Raw genomic sequence first — 21,000 nt, forward strand, 5'->3', positions numbered from 1 at the left:
CTACCTTTCCTAGCATGGCAGCGACACAGAGCCCTTCCGAGCCCGCAGGTCTGGACACGCGAATGCGCGACGTCGCGCTGTTCGTCCGCCAGGCCTTCCGTACGTTCCGCGCCACGGGGGCCGTCGCCCCCAGCGGCCCCGCCCTGGCACACTCGCTGGCCAGGTTCATCGACGAGCGCGAGGACCCCGAGGCCCCGCTCTCGATCATGGAGGCCGGCGCCGGCACCGGCCCGGTGTCCCGCGCGATCGCCGAGCACATGCGCGACGGCGACACCGTCGACCTCGTGGAGTCCAACCCGGATTTCGCCGACTACCTCCGCGGCCTGCTCGTCACCGACCCCCACCTGTCGGCCCTGGGCGACCGCGCACGGGTCCACCAGTGCCTGGTCAACGACCTCGGCCCCGACAAGCGCTACGACGTCATCATCTCGGGGCTGCCCTTCGCGAACTTCACGGCGAGCGAGGTGCGCGAGATCATGGAGTACTACTTCAGCGTGCTGCGCCCCGGCGGACACCTGTCCTTCTTCGGCTACCTCTACACCAAGCAGGTGAAGGCCGTCATCGCCCCGCGCGCGGACTACCTCCGCCAGGCGCAGTCGAGCTGGGTGGTCGAGGAGTGGGTCAACCGCTACGGGATCGGCACCGAGCGCATCCTGCCGAACCTCCCGCCGGCCTGGATCCACCACCTGCGCAAGCCGCTGGACTCCTGACCCCGCCCCTGGCCACGACCGCCGAACGGCCGCCACGGCCCCGCCGCGCCTGACGCGCAGCGGGGCCGTCGCCGTGTGGGACCACAAGGGCGTCAATAAAAGTTGACTCGATGCGATCGTCAATCTAAATTGACGACAGAAGTCGTCAACAAAAATTGACGAGTCGATGCGAGCGATCGCGCCGTCCCCTTGGAGGACCACCATGTTCGAGCGATTCACCGACGACGCCCGCCGGGTCGTCGTCAGCGCCCAGGCCGAGGCGCGGCAAGCGGGGCACCGGGGCATCGGCACCGAGCACCTGCTGCTGGGCCTGTTCACCGGGCCGGACGGCTCCGGCGCCCGGTCCCTGCGCGAGCACGGGCTGGCGGCGCCAGCGCTGCGGGAGGCGGTGGGGCGCACGGCCGCCCTCGCCGGCCCCGCCCGCAGGCGCGTATGGACGGGCGGGCACGTCCCGTTCAGCGGACCCGCGAAGAGGGCGCTGCGGCTGTCCCTGCGCGCGGCACTGGCCGCCGACCACCGGACGATCCACAGCGGCCATGTCCTGCTGGGGATACTGGCGACCCCCGGAGCCGGGGCGGCCCGGATCGTCGCCGACGCCGGGGTGGACATCGACGCCCTCCGCAGCACGGCCCGCGGCCTGCTGGAGCCCTGAGGCCGGAAAACGGGGCGGCGTGCGCGATGGCGAGCACACCCGGGACGCGGAGAACGCGAATACGGAGGCCGATTCCTTCGCGACCTCCATGTCTCCTTTGGCGATTTTCCGCCGGTTCCCGGACCGCGCTCGGGCGCCCGGTCCGGGAGCCGGCCCCGGGCACCGCCCGGCGCGCCGCGTGGGCCGTCCGGCCGGATCGGACCGGATCCGGCGGACGGCCGGCGGCGGCGCCCGCCCGCACCGGCGGAGGGGCCTCACCCGGGCGTGCAGCCGGTTTCGCCCGATCGCGCGGACGCGCCGTCGAGGATCGCGCGCGTCCATTCCGCCAGCGCCGGGTCGCCGGAGCCGGCCCGCACCGCGTCGTGCAGGCTCCGCCACACCCCGGCCCGGCTCCAGCGCAGGAACCAGCGGTGCGCCGTGGGCACCGCCACCCCGAAGTACGGCGGCAGCAGCTGCCACGCCGACCCGCTGGTCACCACGTAGACGACGGCGGTCAGCACGGCGCGGCGGTCGGCCGTCGACCGCCCGCCGCCCTGCGGGCGGCGGGCCGGTCCGGGCAGCAGCGGATCGGCGATGGCCCACAGCTCATCGGGCACCAACCGGCGGGCGAGACCGTCCATGACCGCCGATCATCCCAGCCCGCCGCGGCCGGGCCAAACGAGACATCGGCTCATGTGCGTACCCCGGGGGACCTGGGCTAACTTCGGCTCGCCCAGGGGCCGGCCGCGGCCCCGGGAATCCCCAACGACAAGGGAGGACACATGTTCCTGGTGACCGGAGCGACCGGCACCGTCGGCCGCGTCGTCGTCGACCGCCTGCTCGCAGCGGGGCGTCCCGTGCGGGCGCTGACCCGCGACCCGGACGCGGCGGGGCTCCCCGACGCCGTGGACGTCGTCGCCGGAGACCTCACCCGGCCCAACGGACTCGCCGGGGCCCTCGACGGGGTCGAGGGGGTCCACTTCCTGCCCGCGATGGCCGACGTCGAACAGGCGGTCGCCCACGCGGAGGTGTTCCTCGGCCTCGCCGCGGCGGCGGGCGTGCGCCGCATCTCGGTCCTGAGCGGCGGCTCGGTCACCATCAGGCGGCCGGGCAGCTACGAACTCCTCCTGGCACTGGAGCAGGCGGTCGAGGCGTCGGGGCTGGAGTGGACCCACGTCCGCCCCGGGGAGTTCATGGTCAACAAGCTGGACGTCTGGGGGGAGTCGATCCGCACCGAAGGGGTGGTCCGCAACGCCTACCCGGCGGGCACCGGCGTGCCGATCCATGAGGCCGACATCGCCGAGGTGGCGGTCGCCGCGCTGCTGGAGGACGGCCACGCCGGGCGGGCCTACACGCTGACCGGCCCGCAGCGCCTCACCCACCGGGAGCAGGCCGCCGCCGTCGCCGAAGGTCTCGGACGCCCCCTGCGGTTCGAGGCCCAGACCTACGGCCGGGCCCGCGCCGCCCTCATCACCGCGGGGGCTCCGGCGGAGATCGCCGAATACGTGCTGGGCTACCAGGCCGAATACGCCGAGGAGCCGCCCGCGGTCTCGCCGGTGACCGAGCAGGTGCTCGGCAGGCCCGGGCGGACGCTGGCCCAGTGGGCCGCCGACCACGCGGCGGACCTGACCTGAGCGCGGCCCCCGGACACTGCGCCCGGAGGGCACAGGCAGCGGGCGCGGAAAGGGGCGGGCATGACGAGAACACCCCCCGAGAAGGTGGAGCGGCATGGCAGGAAGAGGGAGAGGCGGAGGCCCGACATGACGATTCTGGTGACCGGAGCGAGCGGCAACATCGGCCGGCACGTCGTGAGCGGCCTGGTGGGAGCGGGACAGCGCGTCCGCGCGATGACCCGCACGCCCGGGGCCGGGCGGCTGCCGCACGGTACCGAGGTGGTGTACGGCGACTTCGACGACCCCAAGACCTTCGACGCGGTGCTGGAGGGGATCGAGCGGGTCTACCTGTTCTCCGCCGCGACGGCCGGGTTCGTGGACCGCGCCCGTGCGGCGGGCGTCGGGCGGTTCGTGGTGCACTCGGCCGCGGCGGCGGCGTTCCCGAACGGTGACGACCCCGGCGACCCCGGGATCAGCGCGCTGCGGCGCCACCTCGCGGACGAGCGGGTGGGCCACCGCGCGATCGAGCGCCTGGCCGAGGAGTCGGGGGCGGAGTGGACGCACGTGCGCATGGGTCTGCTCGCGGCGAACGCCCTGGACTGGGCCGACCCCATCCGGGCGGGCGAACCGGTGCGCGGGCCCTACGGCGGCGCCGGCGAACCGCTCGTCCACGAGGCCGACGTCGCCGAGGTGGCGGTCGCCGCCCTGCTCACCGACGCCCACATCGGAGCGGCCTACACCCTCACCGGACCGGCGAAGGTCACCCAGTCCGAACAGGTGCGAACGATCGGCGCGGCCATCGGACGCCCCGCCGCCTTCGAGGAGATCACCCCGGAGCAGGCCCGCACGGAGTGGTACGACCCCGACAACGGCATGGACGACGACGTGCTCGACTGGCTCCTCGAACTCCACGCCGCCTCGTCCGATGGCCCGAGCGTCCTCACCCCGACCTCCACCTACGAACAGATCACCGGCCGCCCGCCCCGCCCCTTCACCCGATGGGCGGCCGACCACGCGGACGACTTCCGCTAGCAACCCCCCGGGTTCCCGGCTCGTGCCGGGAACCCGGGCACACCGCGGGTTCCTCGCGCTTTCGCACACGGATTGCCTGTCATTGCAGGCGTACCCGGCGTGTTCGGCATGGACCGGCGCGCGGGTGTCCCCAGGCGGGTGCGGATAGCCGATGCGCTGGAGACCACCAGGCGCCCCCGGTGCCGCCGGTCGGCGGCGGCTGTCGAGCATGAGACCCACGCTCGAGAGCACGAGCCCGGCCCCGGCGACCACGGTCGCCGGTAGGAGCACGAGTCGCAGGACCGCGGTGATGGTCATCAGGTGGCTTCCCCGGGTTCGCGCAGCAGGGCACGGGCGACGGCCGGCGCAGGGGCGAGAACATGGTGTGGACCGCGTACATGTCCCTGCTGTCCCCAGGCCGAACAGGCGCGACATCGACGCCTCATCGGGGATGCCCCGCCGCCCCCTACGCGCCATGACCGCGCGGAGGCCGCGCCGATCAGGAGGCCGGCGCGCGTCACCACGTCATCACCGCGTCACCAACAGGGTCGGGCCACTCCCGATCACCCGGGAATCAGAGGTGGCCCGAGACAAGCCGTTCGACTCTCATTCACCCCGTCTGAACTGGTAAGACGAACCGGGCCGGACTACCCCGGAACCGCGCCTCATCAGTGTCTGAAGTGGACGAAGAGGCGGCCGAAGTTCTTGCTGTCCTTCTCGACACGGTGGTAGCGGGCCTTGACGTCCTTGCGGTCGAGGTAGCGGAGGACGCGTTTCTTGAGTTGGCCGGAGCCCTTGCCGGGGATGATCTCGACGGTGGCGGCCTTGATGCGGACGGCCTCGTCGATGATGTCGCGCAGGGCGCGGTCGATGTCGGTGCCGCGGTTGTAGATGTCGTGCAGGTCGAGCTTGAGCTTCACGGGGATCCCTTCTCGGCGACGAAGATCGCGGTCCCGGGGAGGTAGCGCCCGCGGACCGGCCCCCAGCCTCCCCACACCTCATCATTGCCCTCGGCCCACTCCGGTTCCACGAGGTCGCGCAGCAGCAGCCCGGCCGATGCCAGCGCGCGGACCCAGTCGCCCATCGTGTGGTGGTGCTCGACGTAGACCGCACGGCCCTGGCCGTCCTCCTCGACATAGGCGCGGCGGTCGAAGTAGGAGCCGGTGGCGGTCAGGCTCTCCGGGTCGTCGGGGAAGCCCCAGCGGATGGGGTGCACGACCGAGAACACCAGCCGCCCGCCGGGCCGCAGCACCCGCGCGCACTCCGTGAGCACGGCCGCGGCGTCGGGCACGAACGGGAGCGCGCCGAACGCCGAGCAGACGATGTCGAACGCCTCTCCCGCGAACGGCAGCCGCTGGGCGTCGGCCTGGACCGCGGGGACGCGCCACCCGGTCTCCTCGTCGATGCGGCGGGCGTGCTGCAACTGGCGGTAGGACAGGTCGAACCCGACCACTTCGCGCACGCCCTGGGTGCGCAGCCAGCGGGAGCACTGGGCGGCGCCGCACCCGACCTCCAGGACCCGGGCGCCGCGCACCCGCTCCGGCGGCCCGAGCAGGCGGGCGTCGGCCTCGACGAGCCCTTCGGGGCCCCACATGAACCCGGTGTCCTGGAGGAACCCCCCGTGCTCGGCCTGGTAGTCGTCGGCCGAGCGCTCCCACCAGGCGCGACTGGCGCGGGCGCTCTCGGCGGGCCCGGCGGTCCGCCGTTCGACCCGCGCGATGCCGGAGGGGGCCGGGGCGTCGCTCTGCATAGGGCCATCCTGACACCCCGCGGCGGCCCGCCCACCCGCCACCCGCGACTCCGCGCGCCGCGGCGCGGCTCGGGGGACGGGGCCGGCGCCTCCCGCGGAATCCCGGCCGCCCGGGATCGGTAGGGTGACCGTCATCGGGGCCGTGTTCCCCGGTGACGGCCCGACCCGGGGCCGGGCCGGCGGCCTCTCCCCGATCCCGGTCGTCGGCGGGGTCCTCGCGCTGGAATTGGGAGCCGCGCATGACGGCGAGCGAGCTGATCGGCCGCGATGGGCGGCGCTACCCCCTGGACGAACCGCGCTGGCGCGGGGACGACGGATCGCCGCTGATGGTCACGCCCCAGCAGGGGCTGACGCGCGCGGACGTCGATACATCGGTGCGCTCGCAGTGGCGCTACGCCGCGGCGCTGCCCTTCCGCCCCGCCCCGGTGTCGCTCGGCGAAGGGTGCACCCCGCTCCTCGACGTACGCCTCTCCGGCATCGCTCTCGCCGTGAAACCGGAGTGGTTCAACCCGACGGCCAGCTTCAAGGACCGCGGCACGTCGGTGATGGTGTCGGTCCTCGCCCACCAGGGCATCGGCGCGATCCTGGAGGACAGCAGCGGCAACGGCGGGGCCTCAGTGGCCGCCTACGCCGCCGCGGCCGGGATCCGCGCGACGATCCTGGCTCCGGAGTCGACGTCTCCGGCGAAGACCCTGCAGAGCCGCGTGCACGGCGCCGAGGTCGAGCGGGTGCCCGGCACCCGCCAGGCGACGGCCGACGAAGCCGTCCGCCGCTCGGCCGGCGTGTTCTACGCGAGCCACAACTGGCACCCGTTCTTCCTCCAGGGGACCAAGCTGATCGCCTACGAGATCTGGGAGGACCTGGACTTCCGGGCGCCCGATGCGGTACTGCTCCCGCTGGGTGCGGGCAGCCTCGTCCTCGGCTGCGCGATCGGGTTCGCCGAGCTGGTGCGTTCGGGCGCCATCGAGCGCCCGCCGCGCCTGCTGGCCGTCCAGCCCGAGAACTGCGGCCCCCTCGCCCGCGCCTTCGCGGCGGGCGCCTCCACCGTGTCGCCCGCGGAGTGGGCCGCGACGGCGGCCGAGGGCACCTCGATCGCCCTGCCGGTCCGCGACCGCGAGGTCCTCGACGCCGTGCGGTCGTGCGGGGGCGACATCGCGGCCGTCCCGGAGGACGAGATCGCGCCCGCCGTACGGCGGCTCGCCGCCCGCGGCCTCTTCGCCGAACCGACGAGCGCCCTCGTCGCGGCGGCCCTGCCGCGGTTCGCGGACAGCGGGGCGATCGCCGGCTCGGACACCGTCGTCGCCGTCCTCAGCGGGTCGGGCCTCAAGGCGCCGCTCGCCTTGTCCCGCGTCCTGGGGCACGAGGCGTGACCCCCGTCGCCCACCGCGTCCGCGCCCCGTTCCCCCGCTCCTCGGCCGACCCCGATCGCGCCCTCGGCCGCCGGGGTGATGACCGGAGTCAGGGGGAACACGGGCCGGAAGTTGACCGTCCCGCCTTGTGCCGGTGCTCCCCCTGTGGGTACCCGGCCTGCATCGATGTCCGGACATCTTCGGATGCGGGACGTGCGGGGAGGATGACATGCAGATCCATACGAACGGTCGGCGCAACGCCGTGCCCTGGAGACGCGGGGCGCTTGCGCTGGCGCTGGCCGTGCCCGCCGCGGTCGCCGCGGCCGCCGCACCCGCTCAGGCGGTACCGGTGCCGGAGGGCGGTGCACCGACGGCGACGCGCCCCTGCCTGGCGCGGGACTTCAAGATCATCGAGAACAGCCGCGAAGGCGCGGCCGGCACCACCCACATCGAGTTCGCGCTCATCCGGATCACCGGCGGCCCCGACGACCCGGACAACCCGACGCACCAGCCGTGCCTGCTCAAGCGCGAGCACAAGGTGCAGTGGGTGAACGACGATGAGGAGCCCGTGGGGGCCGAAGCGACCTTCGAGGGCGATCCGGGCGACCCGTTCCTCATCCCGGTCGAGGGCACGGCCCGGCTGAACCTGGCCCAGCCCAATGCCGGGAACTACGATCCCGAGGTCTGCGAGCCCACCGATGTCCGCGGGATCCAGGTGTGGTTCGCGGACGGTGCCACCGTCGCACCCACGGGCGGCCAGGACACGGTCTGCGCCAACTCCGAGGTCGCGATCCCGCGCTACTCCGTCGCGGAGGCGCCGGACTGACACCGGCCGGCCGGCGCGGACCGGCCGCGCCGCACCACCGGGCCCGAGGCGCCGAAGGCGGCCGCGCCGCGCGTGCGCGGTGCTGCGGGCCGCCGGGGCCCGCCTGGACGCCGCGGGGCGGACGGGCGGCTCCGCGCTCAGACGCGGGCTTCGGGGCGCGGGCCGCTGCCCGCGGGGGTGGTTCCGCCGCTGTCCGGCGGGCCGCCCTGCGCGGGGCCGCCGGGTGGCGCGGCACCGTTGCCGGAGCCGCCGCCCGCGGCCGCGGCGTCGGCGACCTCGCGGCGCATCAGGACGATCCAGCCGCAGACGGCGATGACCGTGAACACCCACCACTGCACCGCGTAGGACAGGTTCATGCCCAAGTTGGTCTCGGGCGCCGCCACTTCCTCGGGGGCGGGGTCGGAGGCGGGCTCCTGGTCGGTCAGCTCGACGAATCCGCCGTAGACCGGGTAGGGCAGCCCTCCGGAGATCTCGGCGACGTCGATGATCATGATCTGGCCGTCGGGCAGGCCGCCGCGTTCGCGGATGCCCGTGTTCGCGGGGGTCTCGCTGAACTGGATGCGACCGGTGACCGTCACCTCGCCGTCGGGGGCGGCGGGGACCTCGGGAGCCGACGTCGCCGTTGCGGGCTGCGGCACCCAGCCCCGGTTGACCAGCGCGGCAGTGCCATCGGCGCCGACCAGCGGCGTGAGCACGTACAGCCCCACGCCCTGGGAGCCGTCGCGGTTGCGGACCAGGAGCTCGTGCTCGGTGTCGTAGCGTCCGGTGACGGTGACCGGCCGCCAGCGGTCGGCGCGCTCGACGTCGGATCCGACGGCGCTCAGCTCCCCGATGGGGACCGGGTCGGAGTTGATGTTGGCCGTTTGCAGGTCGGCCGCCGCCGACTTGTCCTCCCACCGGCCGAGCTGCCAGAACCCCAGCCAGGTGAATGACGGCACGATCAGCAGCACCAGCGCGTGGAACGCCAGCATGCGCGAGGACAGCAGGACCCGGAACACACCATCGAGGCTATGAGATCCCCGGGGGCGGCCGGCATCGCCCCCGGGATCAGGGCCCCGCGCGGCCGCCGGGCGCACCGGGGGCGGTGCGCCCCCGGGGCCCGGCCGCCAAGGTCGGAGGGTCAGGACTCCGGCGCCCCATCGGCCGTCGCCGCCGGGCCCCGTACGCCGTCGGCGTCAGCGGTACCGGCCGCGGCGCGGCGCCTGCGGACGGCGTACATCACCCCGGCACCGCCGCCGAGTGCGGCCAGGCCCGCGGCGACCAGGCCGCCCAGGGCCGCGCCGGTCATCGGGAGCCCGCCGGGCCCCGCTGTGTCCGCCACGGGCTCGGTGGGGGTGGCGGGGTCGCCGTCGCCCCCATCGGCCCCGGAACCGGTGCCGGAGTCGCCCGGCGGACGCTCGCCGTCGCCGTCGCCGCCGTCCTCACCCGAGCCGCCCTGCGGGTCGCGGTCGCCGCCGTCGTCGTCCTCGCCCTCCGATCCGTCCCCGCCGTCGCCGCCACCGTCGCCGGGCGGTTCCTCGGAGATCGTCTCCAGGCAGCCGGCCTCGGAGATCCCGACCACGGAGACGGCGTTCCCGCAGATCGGGACGGCCACGTCCACCGGGACGGTGATCTGGTTGCCGCTCGCCGCACCGCCGGAGCCGTCGGTCCGCGGCCCGCCGCCGTTGTCGGGCGACTCCTCGATGGCGTCCACCACGGCGGTGCAGTCGGCCTCGGAGACGCCGAGCACGGAGATGGAGTTTCCGCACACGTTGACCGCCACGTTCACCGGGATGCTGATCTGGTTGCCGCTGAGCACCCCGCCCGAGCCGTCGGTCCGCGGCGCGTCGCCGCCCGCCTGCTCCGCGGACTCCTCGGCGAGCTTCTCGGCGATCTCGATGCACCGCGCCTCGGAGACGCCGCCGATCGCGGCGGAGTTGCCGCAGACGTCGACCGCCGCGTCGACCGGGATGTCGATCTGGTTGCCGCTTGCGATTCCGGCGGACCCGTCGGTCCGCGGTCCGCCGTCCTGCTCCTGGCCCGCGGCGTAGAGCACGCGGGAGACGTCCGTGCACTGGGCCTGGGAGATGCCGAGGACCGCCAGCGAGTCGCCGCAGATCCCGGCCTCGACGTCGGCCGGAACGCTGATCTGGTTGCCGCTGAGTACCCCGCCCGAGCCGTCGGTCGCGGGGTCGGCGGACGCCACGGCGGACGCGCCGCCGACCAGTCCGGCCGCCACAAGGGCGACGGAGGCGGTGGAGGAGAACCTGATGCGCATGTTCGAGCGGAACCTTTCACGGATGAGGGGAACTGTCGGTGGGCATCCGGGGGCGGTGCGTGACCGCGGCCGGGCCGGGTGGGCCGCCTGCCGCGCACACCGCCGCACACACGCGGATGCCGGGGACTGTGCTGCGCGCCGTGATGACGGCGGTTCCGGCGGCACCGCCCCATTCCCGGGCCACGGGAATGGGCGGACGCGATCCGCCGACGCCTCGTTACGCTAGCAGCTCCGGGTCTGCTGTCATGCAATTAGCGGAGTAATTTTGAAATCCCGGAAAAGATCGGACATCAACCCCTCACCTGGTGCATCGATGCGCAGCTCACAGCTTACGCAACACCCGTCTCCCGCGACCCCACCCCGGTTCCGGGCGATCCGCGCCGCGAATCCCCCTTATTTCCCCACACCGCATCGGACAGCGCGATCGACCGAATAATTTCCGCCTGATGCCGATTGCGCGAAGTATCGCCCGTCATTCTTTTTGCCGCCCATATCCCATTGTCCGGGCGTTTGGGGGAATCCCGCCCGCGGGCACGACGACGCCCCGGGCGCGGATCGTCGATCCGCGCCCGGGGCGTGCGGTGCCCGATGGCGGGCCGGCCGTGCCGCTAGGCGGGGGTGCCCAGGCCCGCGGCGACACCGGCGCCGAGGTCGGGGTGGACGTTGGTCCAGTACTCCACGACGCGCTTCTTCATGTCGGCGGTGACCTCGGGGGCCGAGGCGTGGCCCACGATGTTGGCCACCATGTTGGCGCGGTCGCCGGCGGAGAGGACGTCGTCCCAGAGCGTGCGCGCCTGGCCGAAGTCATCGTCCTCCTTGTGGAGCCGGTAGGCGGACCGGACGATCTCGCCCGTCACGTGGTACTCCTCGCCGCTGTACGGCGCCCCGTCCGCGGCGGCGCCGCCGGCGGTGTTGGGCGCGTAGACGGGGTCGGCCTGGTTGGCGTAGGCCATCGGACCGTCGAAGTTGTAGCTGCGCACCGGCGACGTCGGGGCGTTGACCGGCAACTGCTGGTAGTTCGGGCCGATCCGGTAGCGGTGGGTGTCGGGGTAGGAGAACAGCCGCCCCTGGAGCATCTTGTCGGGGCTCGCCCCGATCCCCGGCACCAGGTTCGAGGGCTCGAACGCGGCCTGCTCGATCTGCGCGAAGTAGTTCTCCGGGTTGCGGTTCAGGGTGAACCGGCCGATGGTGATCTCCGGGTAGTCGCCGTGGGGCCAGACCTTGGTGAGGTCGAACGGGTTGAACCGGTAGTCGGCGGCGTCCTCGAACGGCATGACCTGGACGTTGACGGTCCAGGACGGGAAGTCCCCGCGCTTGACGGCCTCCCACAGGTCGCGGCGGTGGGCGTCGGGGTCGGTCGCCTCGAGCGCCTTGGCCTCGCCCGCGGTGAGGTTCTCGATGCCCTGGTCGGTCCGGAAGTGGTACTTGACCCAGAACTTCTCGCCGCCGGCGTTGTACCAGAGGAAGGTGTGGCTGCCGAAGCCGTGGACGTGCCGCCAGCTCTTCGGGGTGCCGCGGTCGGTCATCAGGAAGGAGACCTGGTGGGCCGACTCCGGGTTGAGCGTCCAGAAGTCCCACTGCATGTTGTGGTCGCGCAGCTGGTTGTCGGCGCGGCGCTTCTGCGAGTGGATGAAGTCCGAGAACTTCGAGGGGTCGCGGACGAAGAAGATCGGCGTGTTGTTGCCGACGATGTCGTAGTTGCCGTGCTCGGTGTAGAACTTCAGGGCGAAGCCGCGCGGGTCGCGGGCGCTGTCGGCGCTGCCCAGCTCGCCGGCGACCGTGGAGAAGCGCAGCAGCAGCGGGGTCCTGCGGCCCTTCTGGAAGAGGTCGGCCTTGGTGAACTGGCTGACGTCCTCGGTGATCTCCAGTTCGCCGAACGCCCCGCCGCCCTTGGCGTGCACGACGCGCTCGGGCACCCGCTCCCGGTTGAAGTGGGCCATCTTCTGGATGAGGAAGTGGTCCTGGAGCAGCAGCGGGCCGTTGGCGCCCACCGACTGCGAGAAGCCGTCGCTCGGGGCCGGATGGCCGGCGTCGTCCGTGCTGTAGGGAACCGTCACTGATCGCACCTTTCGGGAAGTGGGTGAGCGGGCGGGAACGGCGGCGCCGCGGAGACCGGCCCGGGCGGCGCCGCCCGGCCTCCGGAGCGCGGCCGCCGCGGCCCGCTGGTCACGTCATGTCATGGGCGGGCGCCGCCCGCGCCCCGGTCCGCGTTCTGGTCCCGGCATCCCGGGCAGACGCCCCAGAACACCACCTCGGCCCGGTCGACGGCGTAGCCGTGCGTGCGCGACGGTTCGAGGCACGGGGCCTCGCCGATGACGCAGTCGACGTCGGTGACCGCCCCGCAGCGGCGGCAGACCAGGTGGTGGTGGTTGTCCCCGACCCGGGCCTCGTAGCGCGCGGGCGGGCCCGCCGGTTCGATGCGGCGCAGCAGCCCGGCCCCGGTCAGCGCGTGCAGGGAGTCGTAGACCGCCTGTGTCGACACGTGGCCGACCTTGTCCCGGACGCCGCGCGCGATGTGGTCGGCGTCGAGGTGGTCGCCGGACCGGACCGCGTCCAGGATCGCGAGCCGGGCGGCGGTGACCCGCAGCCCGGCCGCACGGAGATCCGTGGCGTCGTCCATGGGCCACAGCCTAGGACAAAAATTGGATCCCTTCAAGAAAACGATCTGATCCAGTATGACCGGATTCGATCACTCTGACCTGCACCGACCCGCGTCACCCATGGGCGTCGACGGCCGCGGGCCGGGCCGCGGCCGTATCCGGAGGCGGCCCGGCCCGCGGCCGGCCGCTCAGCCCCCGTGCTCCGCGAGGAGCGCGTCGATCTCGGCCGTGAGGGCGGCCTTGGCCGGCGCCTCGAGGAAGGACGCCGCCACGCCGTTGCGCGCGAGCAGCGCCAGGTCCCCGGCGCCCAGGCCCAGCCGGTGGGCGGTCCGGTACTCGTTGAGCAGATCGGTGCCGAACATGGGCGGGTCGTCGGTGTTCAGCGTGACCACCAGCCCGGCCTCCAGCATGCGCGGCAGCGGGTGGTCCTCGATCGCCTCGATGGCGCGGGTGCGCAGGTTGGAGGTGGGTGAGACGTCGACCGGCACGCCGCTCTCGCGCAGCCGGTCCACCAGCGCCGGATCGCGCATCGCGTCGATCCCGTGCCCGATGCGCTCGGCGTGCAGCAGGTCCAGCGCCTCGCGGACGCGCTCGGGGCCTCCGTTCTCGCCGGCGTGCGGCAGGCTGCGCAGCCCCGCCGCGCGGGCCCGCGCGAACAGGTCGGCGAAGGGGGCGCGCGGCACCTCGATCCCGCCCACCCCGAACCCGATGACGCCGTCCGGCCGGTGCGCGAGCACCGCGTCCAGCGTCTCCTCTCCGGCCCCGGCCCCGTAGTCGCCGGGGAAGTCGGGGATCCAGCGCAGCCGGATCCCGTGCGTGCGCTCGGCTTCGACGCGGGCGTGCTCGATCCCCGCGAACACCACCGCCGCGGGCACCCCGCGCATCATGTGCCCGTAGAGGCTGACGTGCACCTCGGCGTAGCGGACGTTCTGCGCGGCGAGCCGGGCCGCGACATCGGCGGCGAGCAGGGCGAAGTCCTCCTCGTCGCGCAGCGCCTCGACCGAGGTCAGGTACACGTCGATGAAGTGCGGGAAGTCGCTGAAGGCGTACCAGTCGCGGATCCCCTCGATCGTCGTGGGGATGCGTTCGACACGGTGCTTGCGCGCGAGTTCGAGCAGCGTCGCGGGCTGCATCGACCCCTCAAGGTGGACGTGCAGCTCGACCTTGGGCAGGTCGCGGATGAACGCCTCGATAGCGGGTGCGGTAAGGAGTGTGGGTCGGTCCATGCGGCGACGCTACGCAACCGCCGCCCCCGCTCCAACCGCTCGCGGCCGATTCTGACGCGGATCCGTCCGAATCGGTCGCGAGCGGCGGATCAGGCGGCCTCGGGGCGGCCGTCGACCCGGCGCGGCAGCCCGAGCGGGTTGCCGTCGCGCAGCGCCTCGGGGAGCAGCGCGTCGGGCACCGACTGGTAGGCCACCGGGCGCAGGAACCGGCGGATGGCGGTGGACCCCACCGAGGTGTGCAGCACCGACGTGGAGGCCGGGTAGGGCCCGCCGTGGTTCATAGCGTGGGTGACCGCGACCCCGGTGGGCCAGCCGTTCCACAGCACCCGGCCGGCGCGCGCGGCCAGCTCGGCGAGCAGGCGCGGCGCGACCGGGTCGGCCTCCTCGGCCTGCACGGTCGCGGTGAGCTGCCCCTCCAGGGCCGCGGCGACCGCGATGAGCGACTCCTCGTCGTCGTAGCCGACGACCAGCGACGCCGGGCCGAAGCACTCCTCCAGCAGGGCGCCGGGGTCGGCGAGCAGCGTGCCGACATCGGTGCGCAGCAGGGACGGGGTCCAGCCCGCCTCTCCGCCGGCCCCCTCGACCAGCACCTCGGTCCCCGGGTGGGCGGCGAGCGCGCCGAGCCGGTCCGCGAAGCCGCCGGCGACGCGGTCGTTGAGCAGCGGTGCCCCCGCCCGGGCGCGCAGGTCCGATACCAGCGGGTCGAGCCGGGCCTCCCGCGGGACCAGCAGCACCCCCGGCTTGGTGCAGAACTGGCCCGCCCCCAGCGTGAAGGAGTCGGCGTAGCCGGCGAGCACGGAGTCGCCGCGCGCCGCGATGGCCGCGCGGGTGACGAACACCGGGTTGACGCTGCCGAGCTCGCCGTAGAACGGGATGGGGTCGGGGCGCGCGGCCGCGAGGTCGTGCAGCGCCCGGCCGCCGGGGATGGATCCGGTGAACCCGACGGCGCGGACCGCGGGGTGGCGCACCGCGCGCCGCCCGGTCTCCTCGCCGTAGACCACGGCGAAGACGCCGTCGGGCGCCCCCGCGCCGGCCAGCGCCCGGGACACGACGGCGCCGGTGCGCTCCGCGAGACGGGGGTGGCCGGGGTGCGCCTTGACGACGACGGGGCTGCCGGCGGCCAGCGCCGACGCGGTGTCGCCGCCCGCCGTGCTGAAGGCGAAGGGGAAGTTGCCGGCGCCGAAGACGAGGACCGGGCCCAGCGGCTGGAGCATCCGCCGTACATCGGGGCGCGGCCCCATTCCCCAGTCGGGGTCCGCGCGGTCGATGGCGGCCTCCAGGTAGGAGCCCTCCTCGATGTGGTCGGCGAAGAACCGGAGCTGGAAGGTGGTCCGGCCCAGCTCCGCGCGGCAGCGCGCCTCCGGCAGGCGGCTCTCCTCTTGGGCGATCGGCACGAGGTCGTCGGCCGCGGAGCCGAGCGCGTCGGCGACCGCGCGCAATTGGGCCGCGCGCGCGGCGGGGCGCAGGGCCCCGAAAGCGGGGGCGGCGGCAGCGGCGGCGGCCATCACGTCGTCGAGCCCGGACTCGGTGGTGTCGGCGGGCGGGGCGGCGGTCTCGGTCATTCTCAGAACCCTCCAGAACGGTTCGTCCGACGCGGCTCCCCGCAACCCGCTACCGCACCGGCCGGGCCGCGGAGGGGCCTTGCGGCCGGCGGACCGGCCGCTGTTCGGCCGGGCCCCGGGGCTCCGCGCCGCCGTGGCGCGAGGGGCGGTACCCGCGGCCCCGCGAGCGGCGGCCCGCGAGGCAGGGACCAGCGTACCGACCCGCCGGTTCCCGCCCCCGCGGGCGTTCCCCCACCGCGGAGGGCCGCCGGTCCGCACGCCGCGGCGGGTGCCGGCCGCGGGCCCCGCCCGGCCGGGCCCCGCCTTCCGGTACCTGTCGTCGGCCCCGGCTACCCTTGCGGATCCGCCGTGGGAAAGGGCGGCCCGGCCGCAGATCGCCGCGCGGCCGGGCGCCGCGCACGATATTCCGCACCGGACGGCCGAACGTGGCCACAATGGGCTCCGCGGCGCCCCGCAGCAGATCAAGATCTCGAAACCGAATTATTACGGGAACCGTTTGAATCCGGAAAGGCATCATAGGAGCGTGATGACAACCTCCCGCAGCTCCACCTCCGCCACCCCGCGACAGCGGCAGCCGGCCGATGCGGTCGACGCGTCCGGTGCGCGGCTGGAGAACGACCCGAAGGTCCCCGTCCACGCCGCCGAAGCGTCCCTGGCCCACGCGCCGCTGCGCAGGCTCCCGGCCCAGCAGCGAAGCATGGCCCGCGTCCAGCGGATGCTCGACGCCTGCGCCGAACTGCTCGACGAGAGCGGGTACAGCGAGCTGTCGACCACCCGCATCGCCGAGCGCGCCGATGTGGCCATCGGCTCGGTCTACCAGTTCTTCCCGGACAAGAGGGCCATCACCCAGGCGCTGGGCCTGCGCTATCTCGACATGTTCAGCCTCCGGGTCACCGAGCGCCTGTCCGAGGGCGCGTTCGGGCACTGGACCGAGGCCGTCGACGTCGTCATCGACGAGTACCTCGACATGCACCGCAACGTCCCCGGATTCCGCAGCCTGCACTTCGGCGACACCGTCGACGTCCGCCTGCTCGACTCCGTCTTCGACAACAACAGGGTGATCGCCGACCGGCTGCGGGAACTGCTGACCTCCATCGCCGGCGTCGACGAGAGCGACACCCTCGACACCGCCATCACGGTGGCCGTGGAGTCCGCCGACGCCGTCCTCAAGCTCGCCTTCCGCCGCGACCCCGACGGCGACCCCCGCCTCATCGGCGAGACCAAGCTGCTCCTGCGCGGCTACCTGGGGCAGCACTTCACCGGAAACCAGCCTGAAATAGGCTGACACCGCCGCCACGCGCGTGCGGGACCCACGACGCGCGGCAGAGCGCCGAACGCCGGCACCAACGGCGTTCCGACACGGGAGGAAACCTCGGTGGCAGCTGACATCGCGCTCACCCGGCCGGTCACCGGAACCGCGGCCGGCATCCCCTTCGTGGCCGTACCCCCCGCCACCACCAACGACCCCGCGCCCATGGTCATCGGGCTGCACGCCTTCGAACCCCCGCGCAGCGAACTCGCCCTCGCGGGCACCCTGCCCCTGGCGTCGCTGCCGGCCTGGCGGTTCTACCTCGGCCTGCCGCTGTTCGGCTCCCGGCTCCCCGAAGGCGGGATCGCCGAGGTCAACCGGCGCGGCCAGGACGACTACCTCATCCAGCTCTACGGGCCCGTGGTCGAGCAGGCCGCCGCCGAGATCCCGCGCGCCATCGCCGAACTGCGCTCCCGCTTCCCCGTGCTGGACGACCCGCCCGGCCTGATGGGCGTCGGCGCCGGAGGCGCGGCCGTGCTCCTGGCCCTCGCCGAGAGCCGGATGCCGATCGCCGCGGCGGGCGTGGTCAACCCGATCGTCGGGCCGGGCCCGGTGATCGCCGCGCGCTCCCGCCGCCTCGGGGTCCCCTACGAATGGAGCGCCACCGCCCGCGACGTCGCCGCCTGGCTGGACTTCACCGGCCGCGCCCCCGACCTCGCCGCGCGCCGCCCGCAGGCGCCCCTGCTGATCGTCAACGGCGGCAACGACGACGTCATCCTCCCCGAGCACGGCCGCGCGCTCTACGACGCCCTCGCGCCCCTCTATCCGCCGCACGCGGTCCGCCACATCCTGGTGCCCGACCTCGCCCACACCATGGGCCCGGAGCCCGGCCTCGAACCGGGCCCGCCCGCCCCCGGCAACGTCCTCGCCGACCGCGCCCTGACCGAGTGGTTCCACCAGCACATGCGCGCCGACGACGAGACCACCGTGCGCCTCGGCTCCTTCTGAGCGCCCCGCAGGCTGAGCGGGGGGTCCACGCACCGGTCAGCCGCGGGCGGGCGGGCGGCCCCGCTCGGCGAGCTTGCGGGCGGCGATCAGCACCGGGTCCCACACCGGCGAGAACGGCGGTGCGTACCCGAGGTCCATGCCCGCCATGTCCTCCACCGTCATGCCGTTCCACAGCGCGGTGGCGATGACGTCGATGCGCTTGGCGGCGTTCTCCCAGCCGACGATCTGGCCGCCCAGCAGCCGGCCGGTGCGCTGCTCGGCCAGCAGCTTCACGGTCATCCAGGTGGCACCGGGGTAGTAGTCGGCCCGTGTGGTCGAGCGCAGGCCGGCGGTCTCGAACTCGAACCCCGCGGCGCACGCCTCGCTCTCGTTGAGCCCGGTGCGGGCCACCTCCAGGCCGCACACCTTGGTGATCGCCGTGCCCAGGACGCCGTCGAATCGCGCGTAACCGCCCCCGATGTTGGTCCCGGCGACCCGGCCCTGCTTGTTGGCGTGGGTGCCCAGGGCGATGGCGACCGGTGCGCGGGAGACCCGGTGGAAGGTCTCGACGCAGTCGCCCGCCGCCCAGACGCCCTCCGCCGAGGTCCGCATGCGCGCGTCGACGACGATCCCGCCGGTGGGCCCGATCCGCAGCCCCGCGGCCCGGGCGAGGTCGCTCCCGGGGCGCACCCCCATGCCCAAGACGACGATGTCGGCCGGGTACTCCCCCTCGGCGGTGCGGACGGCCCGCACCCGCCCGCCCTCGGAGCGCAGTTCGGTCACCCGCTCGCACCGGCGCACGTCGACGCCCATCCCGATCAGCGCCTCGCGCACCTGGACGCCCATATCGGTGTCGAGCGTGCCCATGGGCTCCTGCCCGGCGTCGGCCAGCACGACCCGCAGGCCCCGCTGCACGAACGCCTCGGCCATCTCCAGGCCGATGTAGCCGCCCCCCACGATCGCGGCGGTCTCGGGCCGCTCCTCGTCGACGAACCTCCGCACCGCTATGCCGTCGGCGAGGGTCTGCACGCCGAAGACGCCCTCGGCGTCGGCGCCGGGCAGATCGGGGCGGACGGGCACGGCCCCGGTGGCGATCATCAGTTCGTCGAACGGCTCCTCGGCGACCGATCCGTCGGCGGCGCGCGCCGTGACGACGCGGCGTTCGACGTCGATCGCGGTCACCTCCGTCTCCGTGCGCACGGAAATGGCATATTTCTCGGCGAAAGTCGCGGGGTCGCGGGCCACGAGCTCCTCCGCTGTGGATACGGTTTTCCCTACCAGGTAAGGAATCCCGCACGCCGAGTACGAGGTGTGGCGGCCACGCTCCAGGGCCAGGATCTCCAGATCCCCCGGTCCGCGCCACCGGCGCGCCTGCGACGCGGCGCTCATCCCGGCCGCGTCGCCGCCGACGACGACCAGTCGTGGCCGCGCGTTCACCGCTCGCTCCATGCCGCCTCCCCTACCGGATGCTCCTGCGTCAGCCGGCCGCCGTTCCATGGGATCATCCCTGTGACGGCCGGGCTTCCCCCTGGTTTCTACGTGATCATCCATTGTGCTAGGAGGGCGACTTACGTGACGGAACCGGCACCGGTGTTTGCCAGCGGGGTCGACCACGAACGGCTCACGGCCCAGCTCCGGTTCATCTTGGAGACCGACAAGCTCAAGCGCATCCTGCGGCGCAACGAGCTGGTCGACGGTTCCCGCAGGGAGAACGACGCCGAGCACTCGTGGCATCTGGCCCTGTCCGCCCGGATCTTCGCCGAGTACGCGCCTGAAGGGACCGATATCGACCGCGTCGTGGAGATGCTCGTTCTGCACGACATCGTCGAGATCGACGCCGGCGACACGTTCGTCTACGACGTCCAGGAGTCCGTCTCCCAGATCGAGCGCGAACGCGCCGCCGCCGACCGCATCTATGCCCTGCTGCCCGAGGACCAGGCCGTCCACACGCGCGCGCTCTGGGAGGAGTTCGAGGCCCGCGAAACCCCCGAGGCGCGCTTCGCCAAGGCGATCGACAGGCTCGCGCCCATGCTCGCCAACTGGCACACCGAGGGCGGGACGTGGGTGCGCTTCGGCGTCTCCCGCGAGCAGGTACTGGAGAAGGTCAAGATCATCGCCGAGGGGTCGGAGGCACTGGGCTCCTACGCCGTCGCCCTGATCGAGGACGCCGACCGCCGCGGCTACTTCCCCCGCCGCTGACACCCCCTCCCGCCGGGCGGATGCGCGACACCGGGCATGCCCGCGGGGCGCCGCCGAGGCGCCCCGCGGGTCCCCGGACACCCGGACGGGCGTGCCGGGGAGGTGTCTTCGAGCGCCCCCGGAGGCTGAGCGGGAGACCCCGAGCGGGCCGGAGGCTCAGAAGCGCTCCATCACGAGCTGCACCGCCGCGGTGAGGCCCACCGCGACGATCAGGCCGCGCAGGGCGAACGGCTTGAGCTTGCGGCCCAGCCGGGCCCCGGTGTAGCCGCCGATGACCGAACCCACCGCGATCAGGCCGACCACCGGCCAGGACGGCTCGGCGAAGACGATGTAGAACACCGCGGCGGTGGCGTTGACGATGGAGGTCAGCGCGTTCTTCAGGGCGTTGAGGCGCTGCATGTCCTCGTCCAGGGCGGTGCCGAGCATGCTCATCAGCACGATCCCCTGGGCAGCGGCGAAGTAGCCGCCGTAGACGCCCGCACCGTAGACGCCGAAGGGCAGCAGCGGGCCGCCGTCGGGGCGTGCGGGGCGGCGTCGGCGCAGCCACAGGGCCAGGCGGGGCTGGATGAGGATCAGCACGCAGGCGAGGCCGATGAGCACCGGCACCACGAGCTCGAAGACGCCGGGCGGCAGGGTGAGGAGCAGCGTCCCCCCGGTGATCGCGCCCACGCAGGACATGGCGCCGAAGCGGAGCAGCCGCTTGCCCTGTCCGCGCAGCTCCTCGCGGTAGCCCACGGCTCCGGTGAACGACCCCGGGGCCAGGCCGATGCTGTTGGAGATCGTCGCGGTGATCGGCGGAAACCCGAGCGCGAGCAGCACGGGGAAGGTGAAGAGGGTGCCGGAGCCGACGACGGCGTTGATCCCGCCGGCGCCGATGCCCGCCGCCAGGACGGCGAGCGCCTCCCAGACATTCATTGATGAGCCTCGCACTCAGATGGAACGGGCGGTCGCGCCCGGAATCGGATGCCGAAAAAGCCCCCGTTTGGGCGATTTTCCTGCATACAGTCTACGTACCACCCGGAGGGCCCAC

Annotated in this window: 20 protein-coding genes; 9 read left to right on the top strand and 11 right to left on the bottom strand. The window is 73.6% G+C overall.

What is annotated here, in order from left to right:
• Positions 1-14 precede the first annotated feature (14 nt).
• On the top strand, positions 15-710 hold the full coding sequence (locus ACFO4E_RS24935; protein WP_378578792.1) for a class I SAM-dependent methyltransferase: 696 nt from the start codon (positions 15-17) through the stop codon (positions 708-710).
• A 202-nt stretch (positions 711-912) separates the two neighbouring features.
• Entirely contained in the window at positions 913-1,362 is a 450-nt protein-coding gene (locus ACFO4E_RS24940) for a Clp protease N-terminal domain-containing protein (protein WP_378578795.1), read from the top strand.
• A gap of 254 nt (positions 1,363-1,616) precedes the next feature.
• Here ACFO4E_RS24940 and ACFO4E_RS24945 read toward each other — a convergent pair whose 3' ends face one another.
• Positions 1,617-1,982, bottom strand: coding sequence for a transposase (locus ACFO4E_RS24945; protein ID WP_378578796.1), 366 nt, complete (start codon positions 1,980-1,982; stop codon positions 1,617-1,619).
• 141 nt (positions 1,983-2,123) lie between these two features.
• Here ACFO4E_RS24945 and ACFO4E_RS24950 point away from each other — a divergent pair, with 141 nt between their 5' ends.
• Together ACFO4E_RS24950 and ACFO4E_RS24955 are read left to right on the top strand one after the other, a co-directional pair.
• Entirely contained in the window at positions 2,124-2,975 is an 852-nt protein-coding gene (locus ACFO4E_RS24950; protein WP_378578799.1) for an NAD(P)H-binding protein, read from the top strand.
• Positions 2,976-3,101: 126 nt separating this feature from the next.
• Positions 3,102-3,986 carry an NAD(P)H-binding protein gene (locus ACFO4E_RS24955; RefSeq protein WP_378578800.1) on the top strand — a complete coding sequence of 295 codons (885 nt, stop codon included), beginning with the start codon at positions 3,102-3,104 and terminating at the stop codon, positions 3,984-3,986.
• A gap of 647 nt (positions 3,987-4,633) precedes the next feature.
• Here ACFO4E_RS24955 and ACFO4E_RS24960 read toward each other — a convergent pair.
• Positions 4,634-4,885, bottom strand: a complete 252-nt coding sequence (locus ACFO4E_RS24960) for a Smr/MutS family protein (protein WP_378578802.1) — start codon at positions 4,883-4,885, stop codon at positions 4,634-4,636.
• Positions 4,882-5,715 carry a class I SAM-dependent methyltransferase gene (locus ACFO4E_RS24965; RefSeq protein ID WP_378578804.1) on the bottom strand — a complete coding sequence of 278 codons (834 nt, stop codon included), beginning with the start codon at positions 5,713-5,715 and terminating at the stop codon, positions 4,882-4,884. Before ACFO4E_RS24965 ends, ACFO4E_RS24960 begins: the two co-directional genes overlap by 4 nt.
• 239 nt (positions 5,716-5,954) lie before the next feature.
• Here ACFO4E_RS24965 and ACFO4E_RS24970 point away from each other — a divergent pair, with 239 nt between their 5' ends.
• The gene (locus tag ACFO4E_RS24970) at positions 5,955-7,085 is read left to right on the top strand and encodes a threonine synthase (protein WP_378578807.1); all 1,131 of its coding nucleotides are present in this window, start codon (positions 5,955-5,957) and stop codon (positions 7,083-7,085) included.
• A 208-nt stretch (positions 7,086-7,293) separates the two neighbouring features.
• Positions 7,294-7,890: a hypothetical protein gene (locus tag ACFO4E_RS24975; protein WP_378578809.1), complete on the top strand. Its 597-nt coding sequence runs from the start codon at positions 7,294-7,296 to the stop codon at positions 7,888-7,890.
• 137 nt (positions 7,891-8,027) lie between these two features.
• Here ACFO4E_RS24975 and ACFO4E_RS24980 read toward each other — a convergent pair whose 3' ends face one another.
• The 6 genes from ACFO4E_RS24980 to ACFO4E_RS25005 form a co-directional block, all read right to left on the bottom strand.
• Positions 8,028-8,888 (bottom strand): SURF1 family cytochrome oxidase biogenesis protein, encoded by an 861-nt coding sequence (locus tag ACFO4E_RS24980; protein ID WP_378578810.1) that lies wholly within the window; start codon positions 8,886-8,888, stop codon positions 8,028-8,030.
• Between the two features lie 122 nt (positions 8,889-9,010).
• Positions 9,011-10,147: a chaplin family protein gene (locus ACFO4E_RS24985; RefSeq protein WP_378578812.1), complete on the bottom strand. Its 1,137-nt coding sequence runs from the start codon at positions 10,145-10,147 to the stop codon at positions 9,011-9,013.
• Between the two features lie 608 nt (positions 10,148-10,755).
• Positions 10,756-12,204, bottom strand: coding sequence for a catalase (locus ACFO4E_RS24990; protein ID WP_378578813.1), 1,449 nt, complete (start codon positions 12,202-12,204; stop codon positions 10,756-10,758).
• Positions 12,205-12,323: 119 nt separating this feature from the next.
• Entirely contained in the window at positions 12,324-12,767 is a 444-nt protein-coding gene (locus ACFO4E_RS24995) for a Fur family transcriptional regulator (protein WP_378578815.1), read from the bottom strand.
• Positions 12,768-12,935: 168 nt separating this feature from the next.
• Positions 12,936-13,973 (bottom strand): adenosine deaminase, encoded by a 1,038-nt coding sequence (gene add, locus ACFO4E_RS25000; protein ID WP_378578817.1) that lies wholly within the window; start codon positions 13,971-13,973, stop codon positions 12,936-12,938.
• An 89-nt stretch (positions 13,974-14,062) separates the two neighbouring features.
• On the bottom strand, positions 14,063-15,535 hold the full coding sequence (locus ACFO4E_RS25005) for an aldehyde dehydrogenase (NADP(+)) (RefSeq protein WP_378578819.1): 1,473 nt from the start codon (positions 15,533-15,535) through the stop codon (positions 14,063-14,065).
• 697 nt (positions 15,536-16,232) lie between these two features.
• On the opposite strand from ACFO4E_RS25005, the gene ACFO4E_RS25010 reads away from it, so the two are divergent.
• Together ACFO4E_RS25010 and ACFO4E_RS25015 are read left to right on the top strand one after the other, a co-directional pair.
• Positions 16,233-16,820, top strand: coding sequence for a TetR/AcrR family transcriptional regulator (locus ACFO4E_RS25010; RefSeq protein WP_378578848.1), 588 nt, complete (start codon positions 16,233-16,235; stop codon positions 16,818-16,820).
• 90 nt (positions 16,821-16,910) lie between these two features.
• The gene (locus ACFO4E_RS25015) at positions 16,911-17,792 is read left to right on the top strand and encodes an alpha/beta hydrolase family protein (RefSeq protein ID WP_378578821.1); all 882 of its coding nucleotides are present in this window, start codon (positions 16,911-16,913) and stop codon (positions 17,790-17,792) included.
• A 36-nt stretch (positions 17,793-17,828) separates the two neighbouring features.
• Here ACFO4E_RS25015 and ACFO4E_RS25020 read toward each other — a convergent pair whose 3' ends face one another.
• Entirely contained in the window at positions 17,829-19,220 is a 1,392-nt protein-coding gene (locus ACFO4E_RS25020; RefSeq protein WP_378578823.1) for an FAD-dependent oxidoreductase, read from the bottom strand.
• A gap of 123 nt (positions 19,221-19,343) precedes the next feature.
• Here ACFO4E_RS25020 and ACFO4E_RS25025 point away from each other — a divergent pair, with 123 nt between their 5' ends.
• Positions 19,344-19,970 (top strand): HD domain-containing protein, encoded by a 627-nt coding sequence (locus tag ACFO4E_RS25025; RefSeq protein WP_378578825.1) that lies wholly within the window; start codon positions 19,344-19,346, stop codon positions 19,968-19,970.
• A gap of 156 nt (positions 19,971-20,126) precedes the next feature.
• On the opposite strand, the gene ACFO4E_RS25030 is transcribed toward ACFO4E_RS25025, so the two are convergent.
• Positions 20,127-20,885 carry a sulfite exporter TauE/SafE family protein gene (locus tag ACFO4E_RS25030; protein ID WP_378578827.1) on the bottom strand — a complete coding sequence of 253 codons (759 nt, stop codon included), beginning with the start codon at positions 20,883-20,885 and terminating at the stop codon, positions 20,127-20,129.
• Between the last annotated feature and the right edge of the window lie 115 nt (positions 20,886-21,000).

This window comes from Nocardiopsis mangrovi (assembly GCF_042653925.1).
Lineage (GTDB): Bacteria > Actinomycetota > Actinomycetes > Streptosporangiales > Streptosporangiaceae > Nocardiopsis_B > Nocardiopsis_B mangrovi.

Bases quoted from the DNA above. Each gene is read 5' to 3' on its own strand.
- ACFO4E_RS24935 (WP_378578792.1), top strand. From the start codon at position 15: ATGGCAGCGACACAGAGCCCTTCCGAGCCCGCAGGTCTGGACACGCGA.
- ACFO4E_RS24940 (WP_378578795.1), top strand. From the start codon at position 913: ATGTTCGAGCGATTCACCGACGACGCCCGCCGGGTCGTCGTCAGCGCC.
- ACFO4E_RS24945 (WP_378578796.1), bottom strand. From the start codon at position 1,982: ATGGACGGTCTCGCCCGCCGGTTGGTGCCCGATGAGCTGTGGGCCATC.
- ACFO4E_RS24950 (WP_378578799.1), top strand. From the start codon at position 2,124: ATGTTCCTGGTGACCGGAGCGACCGGCACCGTCGGCCGCGTCGTCGTC.
- ACFO4E_RS24955 (WP_378578800.1), top strand. From the start codon at position 3,102: ATGACGATTCTGGTGACCGGAGCGAGCGGCAACATCGGCCGGCACGTC.
- ACFO4E_RS24965 (WP_378578804.1), bottom strand. From the start codon at position 5,715: ATGCAGAGCGACGCCCCGGCCCCCTCCGGCATCGCGCGGGTCGAACGG.
- ACFO4E_RS24970 (WP_378578807.1), top strand. From the start codon at position 5,955: ATGACGGCGAGCGAGCTGATCGGCCGCGATGGGCGGCGCTACCCCCTG.
- ACFO4E_RS24975 (WP_378578809.1), top strand. From the start codon at position 7,294: ATGCAGATCCATACGAACGGTCGGCGCAACGCCGTGCCCTGGAGACGC.
- ACFO4E_RS24985 (WP_378578812.1), bottom strand. From the start codon at position 10,147: ATGCGCATCAGGTTCTCCTCCACCGCCTCCGTCGCCCTTGTGGCGGCC.
- ACFO4E_RS24995 (WP_378578815.1), bottom strand. From the start codon at position 12,767: ATGGACGACGCCACGGATCTCCGTGCGGCCGGGCTGCGGGTCACCGCC.
- add (WP_378578817.1), bottom strand. From the start codon at position 13,973: ATGGACCGACCCACACTCCTTACCGCACCCGCTATCGAGGCGTTCATC.
- ACFO4E_RS25005 (WP_378578819.1), bottom strand. From the start codon at position 15,535: ATGACCGAGACCGCCGCCCCGCCCGCCGACACCACCGAGTCCGGGCTC.
- ACFO4E_RS25010 (WP_378578848.1), top strand. From the start codon at position 16,233: ATGGCCCGCGTCCAGCGGATGCTCGACGCCTGCGCCGAACTGCTCGAC.
- ACFO4E_RS25020 (WP_378578823.1), bottom strand. From the start codon at position 19,220: ATGGAGCGAGCGGTGAACGCGCGGCCACGACTGGTCGTCGTCGGCGGC.
- ACFO4E_RS25030 (WP_378578827.1), bottom strand. From the start codon at position 20,885: ATGAATGTCTGGGAGGCGCTCGCCGTCCTGGCGGCGGGCATCGGCGCC.